We start from the raw sequence: 15,466 nt of genomic DNA, 5'->3' as shown, positions 1-15,466 counted from the left end.
GCCCGAACGAGGTCGGCGCGCGGGGCCAGAGGCGAGGAGAAACGACATGTGGCGGGGTCTGATCGAGGCGTACCGGGATCGGCTGCCGGTCACCGCGGCCACGCCGGTCGTCACGCTGCACGAGGGGAACACCCCGTTGTTGCCGGCGCCGGTGCTGTCCGCCCGGCTCGGTTGCGACGTGCACCTGAAGGTGGAGGGCGCAAACCCGACCGGCTCCTTCAAGGACCGGGGGATGACCCTCGCGGTGTCCAAGGCGGTCGAGGCCGGCAACAAGGCCATCATCTGCGCCTCCACCGGCAACACCAGCGCCTCCGCCGCGGCGTACGCGGCCCGGGCCGGGTTGACCTGTGCCGTGCTGGTGCCGCAGGGCAAGATCGCGTTGGGCAAGTTGGCCCAGGCGCTGGTGCACGGCGCGAAGCTGTTGCAGGTCAACGGCAACTTCGACGACTGCCTCGCGACGGCCGCCAAGCTCGCCCAGGACTACCCGGTCGCGTTGGTCAACTCGGTCAACATCGACCGTCTGCACGGGCAGAAGACCGCCGCCTTCGAGATCGTCGAGGCGCTCGGTGACGCGCCCGACATCCACTGCCTGCCGGTCGGCAACGCCGGCAACATCTCCGCGTACTGGATGGGCTATTCGGAGGAGATGGCGGCCGGTGCCACCACCCGGACGCCGAAGATGTACGGCTTCCAGGCCGCCGGGGCGGCCCCGATCGTGACCGGCCAGGTGGTGCCAGAGCCGTCGACCATCGCCACCGCGATCCGGATCGGCAACCCGGCGAGCTGGACCAAGGCGTTGGATGCGCGGGACGCCTCCGGTGGCCTGATCGCGTCGGTGACCGACCGCGAGATCCTCTCCGCGTACCGCCTGCTCGCCCGCGAGGTGGGGGTCTTCGTCGAGCTGGGCAGCGCGGCCAGCGTGGCCGGTCTGCTCCAGCAGGGCGCGGCGGGCGCGGTGCCGCCCGGTTCCACTGTCGTGTGCACGGTGACCGGTCACGGGTTGAAGGACCCGGAATGGGCGATTTCCACCGCGCCGGCGCCGGTGACCATCGGGAACGACCCGCTGGCGGCGGCCCGCGCCCTCGACCTCGCCTGAGCGCCACCGTCCGGGTGGTGATCGACGGCGGGTGGGCGGCCCGGGGGCGGCGGGGGCCGAGGTAGGCGAGTCCGGCACACTTTCGGGTATCCCCGCCCGCATTCTCTTTCAGGAGTGAGCCAGGCCGATGTCGCTGCTCGCCAGATTCAGCCTCGCCAACCGAGGGCTGATTGCCCTCATCGCGGTGGTGACCACGGTGTTCGGAGCGTTCGCCGTGCCGTCGCTGAAGCAGCAACTGCTGCCGTCGCTCGAGTTCCCGGCCGCGTTCATCGTGGCCCCCTACCCCGGCGCCGGTCCCGAGATCGTCGAGTCCCAGGTGACCGAGCCGATCGAGAACGCCCTGCAGGGCATCCCCGGGCTTGACAAGATCACCTCCACGTCCCGCGAGGGCGCGGCCACCGTCCAGGTGATGTACGAGTTCGGCACCGACCTGGACGACGTGGTCAACAAGATGCAGACCGCGTTGAGCCGTATCGACGCCCAGCTGCCGGAGGGCGTGGACCCGCAGGTCATCGCGGGTAGTACCGACGATCTCCCGGCGGTGGTGCTGGCCGCGGCCGGCAGCGGGGACGAGCGGGCGCTCGCCGAGAAGCTGCGCGCCACTGTGGTGCCGGAGCTGGAGGGCATCGAGGGGGTACGCACCGTCGAGGTGACCGGCGACCGGGACGACGTGGTGGTGGTCACCCCGGACCCGGCGAAGCTGGCCGCCGCGAAGATCCAACCGACGGCGATCGGCGCGGCGCTGAAGACCAACGGCGTGGCGGTGCCGGCCGGCGCGGTGACCGACGGCACGCTGGCCCTCCCGGTGCAGGTCGGTACGCCGATCGCCAACCTGGAGGAGCTGCGCGGCATCGTGGTCGCCCCGGCTGCGGCACCGGTCCGACTCGGTGACGTGGCGACCGTCGAGCAGCAGCTCGCTCCGGCCACCGCGATCACCCGTACCAACGGCAAGGACAGCCTCGGTGTCGCGGTCACCGCGGCCCCGGACGGCAACGCCGTGCAGATCTCGCACGAGATCCGTGACCGGCTCGACGACCTGAAGGACGCCTCCGGCGCGGAGCTGACGGTGGTCTTCGACCAGGCGCCGTTCGTCGAGAAGTCGATCGAGTCGCTGACCACCGAGGGCCTGCTGGGCCTGGTGATGGCGGTCATCGTCATCCTGGTCTTCCTGCTGTCGGTGCGCTCGACGGTGGTCACCGCGGTCTCCATCCCGCTCTCCGTGCTGGTGGCGCTGATCGCCCTGTGGATCGGTGACTACTCGCTCAACCTGCTCACCCTCGGCGCGTTGACCATCGCTGTCGGTCGGGTGGTCGACGACTCGATCGTGGTGTTGGAGAACATCAAACGACACCTGGAGTACGGCGAGGAGAAGCGGCACGCCATCATCACCGGGGTCCGGGAGGTGGCCGGTGCGGTGACCGCGTCCACCCTCACCACGGTGGCGGTGTTCGCGCCGATCGCGCTGGTCGGCGGGTTCGTGGGCCAGCTCTTCGCGCCGTTCGCGATCACCGTGACGGTGGCCCTGCTCGCCTCGCTGCTGGTGTCGCTGACCGTGATCCCGGTCCTCGCGTACTGGTTCCTCAAGCCGCGCGGCGGGACCGCCGACGACGAGGCGGTGCGGCGCGGCGCGGAGGAGAAGGAGCTGCGCAGCCCGTTGCAGCGGGGGTACCTGCCGGTGATCGGCTTCGCCACCCGGAAGCGGTCCACCCGCTGGATCACCGTCGGGCTCGGCCTGCTGGTGCTCTTCGGCACCTTCGGTCTGTCGCAGAAGTTGGAGACCAACTTCCTGGACGACTCCGGTCAGGACACCCTCAACATGAGCCAGGAACTGCCGGCCGGCAGTGGTCTGGCGGCCACCGACGCGGCGGCCAAGCAGGTCGAGTCGGTGCTGTCCCGCACCAAGGGCGTCAAGACGTACCAGGTGACCGCGGGCGGTGGGGACAACCCGTGGGCTGGCGGCGGCGGCAACAACGTCGCCAACTGGTCGTTGGCGCTCGACGGTGACACCGACGCGAAGCAGATGCGTGAGGTGCTGCGCGAGGAGTTCGACAAGCTCGGCAGCGGGCTGGGTGAGATCAGCTTCGGTGGCGGGCAGGAGGCGTCGACCAGCCAGCTGGAGGTGATCGTCCAGGCCACCGACCCGGAGGTGCTGGCCCGGGCCGCCGAGGAAGCCCGCACGGCGATGGCCGGGGTGCCGGACGTCGAGGACGTCACCACCAGCCTGGCCGCGCAGGTGCCGCGAGTCGACGTGACGGTCGACCGGGTCGCGGCCGGTCGGGTCGGGCTCACCGAGGCCGCCGTGGGGCAGCTGGTGTCGCAGGCGTTCCGGGGAGCGCCGCTGGGGCAGGTCACGCTCGACGGCCGGCAGCAGAACGTGGTCCTGCGGCTGGGCACGCAGCCACCGACGACGGTGGAGGCGCTGCGGGCGCTGCCGGTGGGTCCGGTCACCTTGGGCGACATCGCGAAGGTCACCCAGGGCGAGGGACCGCAGCAGGTCAGTCGGATCGACGGTGAGCGCAGCGTGTCGGTGACCGGCTCGGCGACCGGCTCGAACCTGGGCGCGACCAGCACCGAGTTGCAGAAGCGGTTGGACGGCATCAACGTGCCGGGTGCGAGCTTCACCATCGGTGGTGTCAGCGCGGATCAGGCGGACGCCTTCGCGGACCTGGGCCTGGCGGTGCTGGCCGCGATCGCGATCGTCTTCCTGATCATGGTGGCGACGTTCCGCAGCCTCACCCAGTCGCTGATCCTGCTGATCTCCATCCCGTTCGCGGCGACCGGTGCGATCGGCCTGCTGTTGATCACCGGAACGCCGCTCGGCGTGCCGGCGCTGATCGGTGTGCTGATGCTGGTCGGCATCGTGGTGACCAACGCGATCGTGTTGCTCGACCTGATCAACCAGTACCGGGCGCAGGGCATGGGGGTCCAGGAGGCGGTGGTCGAAGGTGGCCGTCGCCGGCTGCGCCCGATCCTGATGACAGCGGTGGCGACCATCTTCGCGCTGCTGCCGATGGCGCTCGGGTTGACCGGTGAGGGCGGCTTCATCTCGCAGCCGCTGGCGGTCGTGGTGATCGGTGGTCTGCTCAGCTCGACGTTGCTCACGCTGATCCTGGTGCCGACGCTGTACACGATGGTGGAGCACACCAAGGAGTCGCTGCGCGCTCGGCGCGCGCGGCGGCGCTCCGGGGGGTCGGCGGTGACCACCGTGGAGGCGGACGAGGCGCCAGCCCCGAACCAGGTCGCGGTGCCGAGCGGCGCGCCCGCCCCGGCCCCGGCCACGGCCACGGCCACGGCCACGGCCGAAGGTGCGCAGCCGGCCGGGCGACCGGCGCCGTCGGCCGCGCTGGTGGAGGGCACGGACCAGTTCGAGGTACTGCGGCTGCCCCGTAGCCGCACCTCGCCGTTGCCTCCGGCGGAGCCGACCGAGTAGGTCGCAGCGAGGTTCGGAACGCCCCCGGTGGATTCTGCCGGGGGCGTTCCAGTTGTTTCAGCCGAAACACTCCGACCCGACCGCTCCGCACTTTGTGTAACTTCTTGCATACTCTTCGTAGATGGATGGGGGTGTGGGTGGAGCGGGGCGGGCGGATGACCGAGGGCGCGCGCGGGTGGGGGCGACGCGACCTGCTGCGCCGTGGCCTGCTGGTGGTGGGAGGTGTGGCCGTCGGCGCGGGGACGTCCGAGGCGTGGTGGGTCGGCCATCGCAGACTGCCGATCGCCGGTGGCCCCGCCAGCGCCACCCTCGGCAACGGTCAGCAGGATGTCGGCTCCGGCGCGCTGGAGGTCGTCTGGTCGGCACCGACCAACCAGCGCCTGGTGGCGCTCACCTTCGACGACGGCCCCGCACCACAGTGGACTCCGATGGTGCTCGACACCCTGGCCGAGCACCGGGTTCCGGCCACCTTCTTCATGGTCGGGGCGCAGGTCCATCGGTACGCCGACGTCGTCCGCGACCGGCTCGGCGGGCACGAGGTGGGCAACCACAGCTGGCAGCACCGGGACCTGGCCGAACTGGACGCCGACGAGGCGTACGACGACCTGCGCCGCAGCCACGACGTGATCGCCGAGCTGACCGGGACGCCGCCGGTGCTGCTCCGTCCGCCGTACGGCCACCTGGGCGGTGCGGTGCTGCACGCGGCGGCCCGACTGGACTACCGACTGGTGCTCTGGTCGCTGCAGATGGTGGAGCGGGAGTTCCCCGACGATCCGGCCGGCCACGCCCGGCGGATCGTGGCGGGCGTCCGACCGGGAACGATCGTGCTCGGCCACGACGTGGGGGCGCGCCGGCGGCTGGTGGCACTGCGGGGCCTGGCCGACATGATCAACGGGTTACGGTCTCGCGGCTACACATTCGTCACGGTCTCGGCGCTGCTGGGAGCGGGTGTCGCGCCGACACCGACCAGGTAGGGTCGCGCTCCGTGGCGTCCACCCTCTCGGTTCTGACCGGCAATCGGAGCTTCCGCAACCTCTTCCTCGCCGAGTTGGTGGTCTTCGGCGCCGACTGGTTCGTCATGGTGCCGCTGTTGGTGCTGCTGCCGCAGCTGACCGGCAGCGGCGTCTGGGGCGCGCTGGTGTTGGCGGTGGACACCGGCATCGTGGCGCTGCTGCTGCCGTACACCGGCACGATCGCCGACCGCTTCGACCGCCGGAAGATCATGATCGCCGCGAACGTGGCGGCGCTGGCGGGCGTGCTGCTGCTGCTCGGCGTGCGCAACGCGGCGACGGCGTGGCTGGCGCTGGTGGCGATCGGCGCGGTGGCGGTGGCCAAGGCGTTCTACTCGCCGGCGGCCCAGGCCGCGCTGCCCAACGTGCTGGAGCCGCACGAACTCGCCGCCGGCAACGCCGTCGCCGGCTCGGCCTGGGGCACCATGACCGTGGTCGGTGCCTCGCTCGGCGGCGTGCTGAGCACCGCTGCCGGCCCGTACGTCTGCTTCTGGGTGGCGGCGGTGGGCCTGGCGGTCGCCGCGGCCCTCGCCACCCGGATCCGCCGGCCGTTGCAGGTGCCCCGGGACGCCGACCAACCGGCCCAGCGGACCTGGTCCGCCGTCCGCGAGGCGCTCGGCTACATCGGTCACCGCCCCCGGGTGCTCGCGCTGGTCACCGTGAAGTCGGCGGTGGGCCTGGGCAACGGCGTGCTGACCGTGTTCCCGCTGTTGGCCGGTGTCTACGGTGTCGGCCCGCTCGGCGCCGGCCTGCTCTTCGCGGTACGCGGCGCGGGAGCGTTGGTGGGGCCGATCCTGATGCGCCGGGTGCTGACCAACCGGGCCTGGCTGCTGCCCGGGCTGGCGTTGTCCATGTCGCTGTACGGCCTGTCCTACCTGGGCACCTCCGTCGTGCGCTGGTTTCCGTTGGTGCTGCTGCTGGTCTTCGTGGCGCACTTCGCGGGCGGCAGTAACTGGGTGATGTCGAACTTCGCCCTGCAGGGCGAGGTCCCGGACCGGTTGCGGGGCCGGGTCTTCGCCACCGACATGATGCTGGCGACGCTGGCGATCTCGGTGAGCCAACTGGCGGTGGCCCTGGTGGTGGACGTCGTCGACGAACGGGTGGTGCTCGCCGGCTGCGGTCTGATCACCCTCGTGTACGCGGTCGGTTGGCGGATCGCCACCCGCCGGCTCTCGCTCACCGATCCGGCCGCCGAGCCGGTCCCGGACCCGGCCGGCTGAACTCGGCGATCCCAGGCAGCGGGCGCGGGACCGGTTCGTCGGTCCCGGGCCCTAAGGCCTGTTTCACAAGAACTGGCCGGCCTGCGGCGGGCCCGGACGACGACCGGCGGCGTTGCGGTTCCGTCCGGATACGACACCGGTATCCGGACGAAACCGCGCCTTGCCGGATCGCCGCCCGGACTCCGCCTCGGCTCGACCGCCCTTATGAAACAGGCCTTAGCATGAGCGCGTGCCGACGAACTTCACCGCCGAGTCGGTCCGGGTCCGCGTCCCGGCGACCAGCGCCAACCTGGGCCCGGGCTTCGACGCGCTGGGCCTCGCCCTCGGGCTCTACGACGACCTGGCCGCCGAGGTCACGTCGAGCGGTGTCCGGGTGACAGTGGCCGGGCAGGGCGCCGGTGAGCTGCCCGACGACGACAGACACCTGGTGGTGCGGGCCATGCGCGCCGCGTTCGACGTGCTGGGGGGCCACCCCGGCGGGCTGAGCGTGCAGTGCGTCAACCGGATCCCGCAGGCGCGTGGGCTGGGCTCCTCGTCCGCCGCGATCGTCGCCGGGGTGCTGCTGGCCCGGGCCCTCGTCGTCGACGGGGAGCACCGCCTCGACGACGCCGGCACGCTGCGGCTGGCCGCCGAGATCGAGGGTCACCCCGACAACGTGGCGCCGTGCCTGCTCGGCGGTTTCACGGTGGCCTGGTCCGAGCCGGGTGGTGCCCGGGCGGTGTCCCTGCCGGTCGCCGACGCGGTGCGTCCCACTGTTTTCGTCCCGGCGGAACGCGGATTGACAGCGACCGCGCGGGCGGCCCTGCCGGCCACCGTGCCGCATGGTGACGCCGCGTTGACGGCGGGGCGGGCGGCCCTGCTGGTGCACGCGCTCACCACGGACCCGGCCCTGCTGCTGCCGGCCACCGTCGACCGGCTCCACCAGGACTATCGCGCAGCCGGGATGCAGGCCACGTCTGCGCTGGTCAACGCGTTGCGCGCGGCGGGTGTGGCAGCTGTGGTCAGTGGGGCGGGGCCGACTGTCCTGGCGCTCAGTGAGCCGCCAGCGGACTTCCCGCTGGGAACAGACTGGGAGATCTGGCAGTTACCGATAGACGTCAGCGGCGCGCGGGTCGCCCGGGGTACACTTGGACACGCCGAGCGGGACCCTGTTGCCGCAGGTCGGAAGAGTTGATTACGCTCTAGACCTAGCACAGCCGCGAAGCACGCGATCTCCTGCGGGGCGGCGCACCCCCGAAGCTCTCGGCGGTCAGCCCGTCTACCCCTGCCCAAGGCCCACGCCGCGCCGCAGTTTCCACAGGTCGCCGCAGACGGCGAGACCTGCTCACCGACGTTGGTGAGTCGGGATACCGACCGGCTGCTGTGTCACAGACTCCCGCGACGCGTCCTTGCGAGGCGGGTGCACCGAGGCCGCCCGGCCACCTGAGTTCCGACTCCGGGCAGTCCCGGCCTATCGAGGGAAGGAATCCATTGAGCGACACCACCGACGTGACGTCGGATGTTTCCAACGTCGCTGGCGATGCCACCGCCGCCGCTCCCGCCCGTCGTCGGCGTAGCGGCACCGGTCTGTCGGCGATGCTGCTGCCAGAGCTGCAGAGCCTGGCTGCGTCGCTCGGCATCTCCGGCACGGCTCGCATGCGCAAGGGCGAGCTGATCGCCGCGATTTCCGAGCGGCAGGGCGGCAACGCCGCCGGGACCCCTCGACCACGGGCCGAGGTCGCGGCCGCAGCCGCGCCGACCCGTGAGGGGGTGCGGGCCGAGGTGCGGGAGACCGCCGACCGGCCGGCAGCCGAGGGTCGACGCGGTGCCGAAGAGGCGCCGGCCGAGCCGGCCGCCGAGACCGAGGGCCGTAGTCGCACCCGGCGCAGCCGGACCGCGGCGGCGGAGGCCCGTGCCACCGAGGCGCGCCCCGCCGAGGCGCGGGCGACCGAGGCGCGTACGACCGAAACCCGTGCCGACGAGGCGGAAGCCGGCGAGCGGGCCGACCGTGGCGAGACCCGTCGCGACCGGGCCGAGCGTCCGGAGCGGGCCGAGCGGGCGGAGCGGGCGGAGCGCGGTGAGCGCGCCGACCGTGGCGAGCGTGCTGAGCGGGCCGACCGTGGCGAGCGGGCCGAGCGTGCAGACCGGGGCGAGCGGGCCGACCGGGGCGAGCGCAACGACCGGAGTGAGCGGGCCGAGCGTACCGACCGGGGCGAGCGCAACGATCGCGGTGAGCGTGCCGACCGGGGTGAGCGGGCCGAGCGCAACGACCGTCAAGACCGCGGTGACCGTAACGACCGCAACGACCGCAACGACCGTGGTCAGCGGGCCGAGCGGGACAGCGACGACGACGACGGCGAGGGTGGCGGCCGGCGCGGCCGGCGCAGCCGTTTCCGGGACCGTCGCCGCGGGCGCGGCGAGCGCGCCGAGACCGGTGCCGACACCGGCGGGCGTGAGCCGCAGGTCAGCGAGGACGACGTGCTCGTCCCGGTGGCCGGCATCATCGACGTGCTCGACAACTACGCCTTCGTGCGGACGACCGGTTACCTGGCCGGCCCGAACGACGTGTACGTCTCGATGTCCCAGATCAAGAAGTACGGCCTGCGCCGCGGTGACGCGATCACCGGTGCGGTGCGGGCGGCCCGTGAGGGCGGCAACAGCGGTGACCAGCGGCGCGACAAGTACAACCCGCTGATGCGGCTGGACACGATCAACGGGATGGAGCCGGAGGAGGCGCGGCGTCGTCCGGAGTTCTACAAGCTCACTCCGCTCTACCCGCAGGAGCGCCTGCGGTTGGAGACCGAGCCGCACATCCTGACCACCCGGGTCATCGACCTGGTCATGCCGATCGGCAAGGGCCAGCGGGCACTCATCCAGTCTCCGCCCAAGGCGGGTAAGACGATGGTGCTGCAGGCGATCGCGAACGCGATCACCCGCAACAACCCGGAGTGCCACCTGATGGTGGTGCTGGTCGACGAGCGGCCCGAAGAGGTCACCGACATGCAGCGGTCGATCAAGGGCGAGGTCATCGCGGCCACGTTCGACCGTCCGCCGCAGGACCACACCACGGTGGCCGAGCTGGCCATCGAGCGGGCCAAGCGTCTGGTCGAGTTGGGACACGACGTGGTCGTGCTGCTCGACTCGGTGACCCGGCTCGGTCGGTCGTACAACCTGGCGGCGCCGGCCAGCGGCCGGATCATGTCGGGTGGTATCGACTCCACGGCGCTCTACCCGCCGAAGCGCTTCCTCGGCGCGGCCCGCAACATCGAGAACGGCGGGTCGCTGACCATCATCGCCACGGCGCTGGTGGAGACCGGTTCCATGGCGGACACGGTCATCTTCGAGGAGTTCAAGGGCACCGGCAACGCCGAGTTGAAGCTGGACCGGAAGATCGCCGACAAGCGGACCTTCCCGGCCATCGACATCAACCCGTCCGGTACGCGTAAGGAAGAGGTCCTGCTCGCACCGGAAGAGCTGGCCATCATCCACAAGCTCCGGAAGGTGCTGCACTCGCTGGACTCGCAGGCGGCGATGGATCTCCTGCTGGACCGGCTCAAGCAGTCCCGCACGAACATCGAGTTCCTGATGCAGATCGCGAAGTCGACGCCGGGGGAGTGACAGTCCTGCGCTGACCGACGAAGGGGCACGGCCGTTGTGGTCGTGCCCCTTCGTCATTCCCCCAGCCCGGTGCGGTCGATGATGTCATTCTGGAGTTTTCCTTCGCTTCAGTCCAGGGGTCTTGAAACTTCTATTCAGGACCGGGTTGACTGTCGTCCATGCGTACCCGCAGACGATCCGCCCGCCGCACCGGCGTCCTGCTGCTGACGCCACTGCTCTCGCTGGCCGCGCCGCTGCCGGCCACCGCCGCCCCGCCGGCCCCGTCCGTCGTCGCCCCGACCGCCGTCGCCCCGTCCACCGTCGCCGAGGACGCACCGTCCGCGTCGTCGTGGCCGTTCAATTCCGTCGGGCTGGTCACCGACCCCGCCGCGACCGCCCCGACCTCGGCCACCGACGGTCTGGAGCCGGCCGGCGGACTGGAGACCACGAAGACCACCCGACCGGTCGCTCCGGGAGTGCAGCTCACCTCCTTCGACCGGTACGACGCCGACGGCTGGCTGCGCGCCGACGCCCTCACCACCGACCTCGGCGGTGGGTCCACCGTCGACTACGTCAACTCCGGGGCGGTCAGCCGGGCCGAGCCCCTGCGTACGGCGGCGGACGCCACGCGGGCCGTCGCCGCCGTCAACGGCGACTTCTTCGACATCAACAACTCCGGTGCCGCCCAGGGTGTCGGCATCCGCGACGGCGAGCTGATCCAGTCGGCGGTCGGCGGCCACCACAACGCGGTGGCGGTCACCACGAGCGGGCTCGGCCGGGTGATCGAGGTGAACTTCGACGGCAGCGCCACCCTGCCCACCGGGCCGGTGCCGCTGACCCAGTTCAACAACATGGTGCAGGCCGACGGCATCGGCGCGTTCACCGAACTCTGGGGGACGTACTCCCGGCAGCGGGCGGTGGAGGGCGCGGCCCGGGTGGTCGAGGTCACCGTCTCCGGCGGTCGGGTGACCGGGGTGAGCGCTGTGGCCGGCAGCGGACCGATCGCCGCCGGCAGCACCGTGCTGCTCGGCCGTGACGCCGGTGCGGACGTCCTCGCTGGTCTTCGCCCCGGTGACCCGGTGACGGTGGCCTGGCGTCCGACGCCGTCCGACGGCAGCAGCCTGCACGCCGCCGTCGGAGGCGGCAACGTGCTGGTCCGCGACGGCGTCGCGCAGAGCATCGCCGACCCGACGTTGGCTCCGCGCACCGCCGTCGGCTTCAGCGCCGACGGCCGAAAGATGATCATGATGACGGTGGACGGCCGGCAGGTCGACAGCCGCGGCGTGACGCAGACCGAGATGGGCCGCATGATGGCCGAGCTCGGCGCCCACCACGCGCTCAACCTCGACGGTGGCGGCTCGTCCACGCTGCTGGCCCGGGAGCCGGGCGCACCCGCCGTGCAGGTGGAGAACGGCCCGTCGGACGGTACCGAGCGGGCCGTGCCCAACGGCCTGGGCATCTACGCGCCGAAGGGCAGCGGCCGGCTCACCGGCTACTGGGTGCAGACGGCCAGCGACCCCACCGCCGCCCCGGGCATCTCGCCGGTGCGCGGCGGTCGGCCCGACCGGGTCTTTCCCGGTCTGACCCGCGTCCTCACCGCCGCCGGCTACGACGAGACGTACGGCCCGGCGGCCGGCGCCCCCAGTTGGAGGGTGACCCCGGCGGCACGCGGCCGGGTCGGCGGTGACGGGGTGTTCCACGCCGGCACACCGGGGGCCAGCACGGTCACCGCGGCACGTGGCCGGGCCACCGGCTCGCTGGGTCTCACCGTGCTCGGCCCGCTGACCCGGATCGGCGCCACCGTGCCGCGCGTCGGGCTGACCGGGCGGGACGGCAACGCGGTGGTCGGCGTGGTCGGGTACGACGGCGACGGCAACACCGCGCCGATCGAGCCGGCCGACCTGACCCTCGACTACGACCGGGACCTGCTGCGGATCACTCCGACCGCGGACGGCAACCTCGCGGTCAGCGCGCTGCGGGACACCGGCTCCGCCCTGGTCACCGTGCACGTCGGGCGGGCCAGCACCGTCCTGCCGGTCACCGTCGGGCTGACCGACGTGCCGGTGGCCGGCTTCGACGACGCCGGATCCTGGCGGTTCAGCCAGGCCCGTGCCAGCGGGTCGGTCGCGCCGGCGCCGGGACACACCGGCACGGGCCTGCGGATGACGTACGACTTCAGCCAGTCCACCGGCACGCGGGCCGCGTACGCCGACCCGCCGGCCTGGATCGAGGTGCCCGGCCAGCCGCAGGCGTTCGGCATGTGGATCCACGGCAACGGCACCGGGGAGTGGCCGAGCCTGCACCTGCACGACGCCCAGGACACCCAGCACGTGCTGCGCGGGCCCCTGATCACCTGGACCGGGTGGCGGTACGTGGAGTTCGCGGTGCCGGCCGGGGTGCAGTACCCGGTGCGGGTGCGCCGGTTCTACGTGGCCGAGACGAACGCCGCGGCGCAGTACTCCAGCGAGGTGATCATCGACGACCTGGTGGCGAAGGTGCCACCGACCGTCGACGTGCCGGCGGTGCCGCCGCGTACCGATCGGGTGGTGGTACGCGACGGCACCGTCGACGGCGCGCCGTGGCGGTTCGCGGTGCTCTCCGACGCCCAGTTCGTCGCCGCCGACCCGGACAGTGACCTGGTCGCCCAGGCCCGCCGGACGCTGCGCGAGGTCAAGGCCGCCAGGCCGGACTTCCTGCTGATCAACGGTGATTTCGTGGACACCGCCTACCCGGCCGACTTCGCGCTGGCCAAGCGCGTCCTCGCCGAGGAGCTGGGCGACGCCCTGCCCTGGTACTACGTGCCCGGCAACCACGAGATCATGGGAGCGCCGATCAGCAACTTCGAGGCCGCGTTCGGTGCCACCTCACGGGTGTTCGACCACAACGGCACCCGGTTCGTCACGCTGAACTCGTCCACCGGAACCCTGCGCGGCGGAGGCTTCGACCAGGTGCGGATGCTGCGCGAGGCGCTGGACGCGGCGGCCACCGACCAGCGGGTCGGCTCGGTCGTCGTGCTGCACCACCACCCGGCGCGCGACCCCAGCCCGGCGCAGGCCAGCCAGCTCGGTGACCGCAAGGAGGCGGCGCTGCTGGAGCAGTGGATGGCCGACTTCCAGCACCGCACCGGCAAGGGCGCGCTGTTCGTGGGTGGGCACGTCGGCACGTTCCACGCCGACCGGGTGGACGGGGTGCCCTACGTCATCAACGGCAACGCCGGCAAGACGCCATCCACCCCCGCCGACCAGGGCGGCTTCACCGGCTGGACGGAGTTCGGCGTGGACCCGGTCACCCCGGCCGAGGCCGAGCGCGCCCGCCGGGACCCGCTCGCCGAGGGGCCGGCCTGGGTGGACGCGGAGTTCCACGCGCACGCCGACCGGCTCACGGTGACCGCCCCGGCCAGCGTCGCGGTGGGCACCCCGGTGCCGGTCAGCGCCACGCTGACCCAGCCCGGTGGGCGTACGGTCCCGGTGGCCGCGCCGGTCAGCGCCGACTGGTCCGGGTCGCCGCAGGTGCACATCGGTTCGGCGGCGGGGGTACGCCAGTGGCACACCGCCCGCTTCGACCCGGCCACCGGCACCCTGACGGCGCTGCGGTCCGGCGCGCCGATACGCCTGACTGTCACTGTCAACGGCCTCAGCGCCGAGGCCGCCATCGCCCTCACCCGGTGAGCAGCGGGCGGGGCCCTTCCGGCGCGAAGGGCCCCGCCCGGGCTCAGAAGTCGCCCTCGGCCACCTGGAAGACGGTGAGGCCGAGGGCCCGCCACATCTGGACCACCTGGACGCGGTCGTCGAAGACGCCGGCCACCCGGTAACGGTCCCGGATCTCCCGGTCGTAGATCTCCCGCTTGACGACCGAGTCCTTGCGGGAGTCACCGACCGCCCGCAGGTGCAGACCCAGGTAGGGCACTCGTACGTGCCGGGCCAGCCAGGCCTCGGTGGCCGCGCGGGCGGAGGCGTCCCGCCCCGAGCAGAAGACCACCCCGTACCCGGCGGCGTGCATCGCCCGGACCGCCGCGATCACCGCCGGGTTCGGCTGGTCCTCGCCCACCCGGGTCATGTCGTACGGGCTGCGGGAGACGGCCAGCGCGACAGTGCCGTCGATGTCCACCAGAACGATCTCCGGTGGCTCGGTCGACGACGGGTGCACGGCGCCGGGGCGTCCGGTACGTGCCTGTGGCACCGGCAACGGCAGGGTGCGCCCCCGCAGGTACCGCTCGTGCAGCCGGCGGATCGCGTCCGCACCCACCTGGTCGGTGGCCGGGCGCGCGGCGTCGCGGCGCAGACACTCGTCCAGCGGCACGTCGGTGAAGTCGTGCACCTCGAACTGCGCGCCGTGCCGGGCGGCCAGCTCGGCCCAGCCCCGCAGGGTCCGCGAGCGCAGGTTGGTGTCGTCCACGCAGACGTCCGCGCGGGCCCGCAGCAGCGCCTCGACCTGAGCCTGCTGCACGGCGGTCACCTGCGCCTCGGCCCACTGGGTGAACAACCGTTCGCCGTGCAGCATCCGGCGCAGGTCGTCCCGGTTGACCCGCGCGACGGACGGCTGGAGCGTGCGGGCGAAGGTCGTCTTGCCCGAGGCGGGCAGTCCCCGGGTGGCGATCAGGCGGGTCATCGACGCACCTCCGGCTCGGCGGGCGTACCCCGGCCGGGGTACCTGGCGGCGGTCCGCCGGGTGCGCGAATGCCCCGTCGGAGGGTGGGAATGCGGACGGGTGGGCACGTGTTGACGATGCCGGACGAGGTGTGCGGCCCGATTACCGGGTCGGCTCAGGCCCATGGCACACTGGTCAATCGGCCACCGGTTCCGGTTCACGCCCGAGCCCGTCGCGTACGGCGCGACGAGCGATGACGGCGACCCGGCGACCACCAACGAGAGGACCGAGGCGAGATGAAGGCAAACATCCACCCGGAGTACGTGACCACCGAGGTCAGCTGCTCCTGTGGCAACACGTTCACGACCCGCAGCACCGCCAAGGGCGGGGCGATCCACGCCGAGACCTGCAGCGCCTGCCACCCGTTCTACACCGGTAAGCAGCGCGTTCTCGACACCGCCGGCCGGGTCGCGAAGTTCCAGCAGAAGTACGCCAAGGTTCAGGCCAAGAAGGCCAAGTAGCTCCTCGTTCGGCGCCCGCGTCCGGT

General features: G+C 72.3%; 9 protein-coding genes. 8 read left to right on the top strand and 1 reads right to left on the bottom strand.

Annotation, left to right across the window (positions count from 1 at the left end):
- The first annotated feature begins 46 nt into the window (after positions 1 to 46).
- The 7 genes from thrC to QCZ28_RS29800 all read left to right on the top strand — a co-directional run bounded on the left by thrC (position 47) and on the right by QCZ28_RS29800 (position 14,000).
- Positions 47 to 1,096 carry a threonine synthase gene (gene thrC / locus QCZ28_RS29830; RefSeq protein WP_279519731.1) on the top strand — a complete coding sequence of 350 codons (1,050 nt, stop codon included), beginning with the start codon at positions 47 to 49 and terminating at the stop codon, positions 1,094 to 1,096.
- 127 nt (positions 1,097 to 1,223) lie between these two features.
- Complete coding sequence (locus QCZ28_RS29825) at positions 1,224 to 4,526, top strand: efflux RND transporter permease subunit (protein WP_279519730.1); 3,303 nt, start codon at positions 1,224 to 1,226, stop codon at positions 4,524 to 4,526.
- A gap of 125 nt (positions 4,527 to 4,651) precedes the next feature.
- The gene (locus QCZ28_RS29820) at positions 4,652 to 5,500 is read left to right on the top strand and encodes a polysaccharide deacetylase family protein (RefSeq protein ID WP_279519729.1); all 849 of its coding nucleotides are present in this window, start codon (positions 4,652 to 4,654) and stop codon (positions 5,498 to 5,500) included.
- 11 nt (positions 5,501 to 5,511) lie between these two features.
- Positions 5,512 to 6,756, top strand: a complete 1,245-nt coding sequence (locus tag QCZ28_RS29815; RefSeq protein ID WP_279519728.1) for an MFS transporter — start codon at positions 5,512 to 5,514, stop codon at positions 6,754 to 6,756.
- A gap of 229 nt (positions 6,757 to 6,985) precedes the next feature.
- The gene (gene thrB, locus QCZ28_RS29810) at positions 6,986 to 7,930 is read left to right on the top strand and encodes a homoserine kinase (protein WP_279519727.1); all 945 of its coding nucleotides are present in this window, start codon (positions 6,986 to 6,988) and stop codon (positions 7,928 to 7,930) included.
- 296 nt (positions 7,931 to 8,226) lie between these two features.
- A complete protein-coding gene (rho, locus tag QCZ28_RS29805; protein WP_279519726.1) occupies positions 8,227 to 10,353 on the top strand; it encodes a transcription termination factor Rho in 2,127 nt (708 codons plus the stop codon).
- Between the two features lie 158 nt (positions 10,354 to 10,511).
- Positions 10,512 to 14,000, top strand: coding sequence for a phosphodiester glycosidase family protein (locus QCZ28_RS29800; RefSeq protein WP_279519725.1), 3,489 nt, complete (start codon positions 10,512 to 10,514; stop codon positions 13,998 to 14,000).
- Positions 14,001 to 14,043: 43 nt separating this feature from the next.
- On the opposite strand, the gene QCZ28_RS29795 is transcribed toward QCZ28_RS29800, so the two are convergent.
- The gene (locus QCZ28_RS29795; RefSeq protein WP_279519724.1) at positions 14,044 to 14,940 is read right to left on the bottom strand and encodes an AAA family ATPase; all 897 of its coding nucleotides are present in this window, start codon (positions 14,938 to 14,940) and stop codon (positions 14,044 to 14,046) included.
- A gap of 275 nt (positions 14,941 to 15,215) precedes the next feature.
- Here QCZ28_RS29795 and rpmE point away from each other — a divergent pair, with 275 nt between their 5' ends.
- Positions 15,216 to 15,440 carry a 50S ribosomal protein L31 gene (rpmE, locus tag QCZ28_RS29790; protein ID WP_030333150.1) on the top strand — a complete coding sequence of 75 codons (225 nt, stop codon included), beginning with the start codon at positions 15,216 to 15,218 and terminating at the stop codon, positions 15,438 to 15,440.
- The last annotated feature ends 26 nt before the right edge of the window (positions 15,441 to 15,466 follow it).

The sequence above is a fragment of the Micromonospora sp. DH14 genome (genome assembly GCF_029809455.1).
Lineage (GTDB): Bacteria > Actinomycetota > Actinomycetes > Mycobacteriales > Micromonosporaceae > Micromonospora > Micromonospora parva.
Note: the sequence above shows the minus strand (reverse complement) of the source record. Positions and strands in the feature narration are given on the sequence as shown.

Bases quoted from the DNA above. Each gene is read 5' to 3' on its own strand.
- thrC (WP_279519731.1), top strand. From the start codon at position 47: ATGTGGCGGGGTCTGATCGAGGCGTACCGGGATCGGCTGCCGGTCACC.
- QCZ28_RS29825 (WP_279519730.1), top strand. From the start codon at position 1,224: ATGTCGCTGCTCGCCAGATTCAGCCTCGCCAACCGAGGGCTGATTGCC.
- QCZ28_RS29820 (WP_279519729.1), top strand. From the start codon at position 4,652: ATGGGGGTGTGGGTGGAGCGGGGCGGGCGGATGACCGAGGGCGCGCGC.
- QCZ28_RS29800 (WP_279519725.1), top strand. From the start codon at position 10,512: ATGCGTACCCGCAGACGATCCGCCCGCCGCACCGGCGTCCTGCTGCTG.
- QCZ28_RS29795 (WP_279519724.1), bottom strand. From the start codon at position 14,940: ATGACCCGCCTGATCGCCACCCGGGGACTGCCCGCCTCGGGCAAGACG.
- rpmE (WP_030333150.1), top strand. From the start codon at position 15,216: ATGAAGGCAAACATCCACCCGGAGTACGTGACCACCGAGGTCAGCTGC.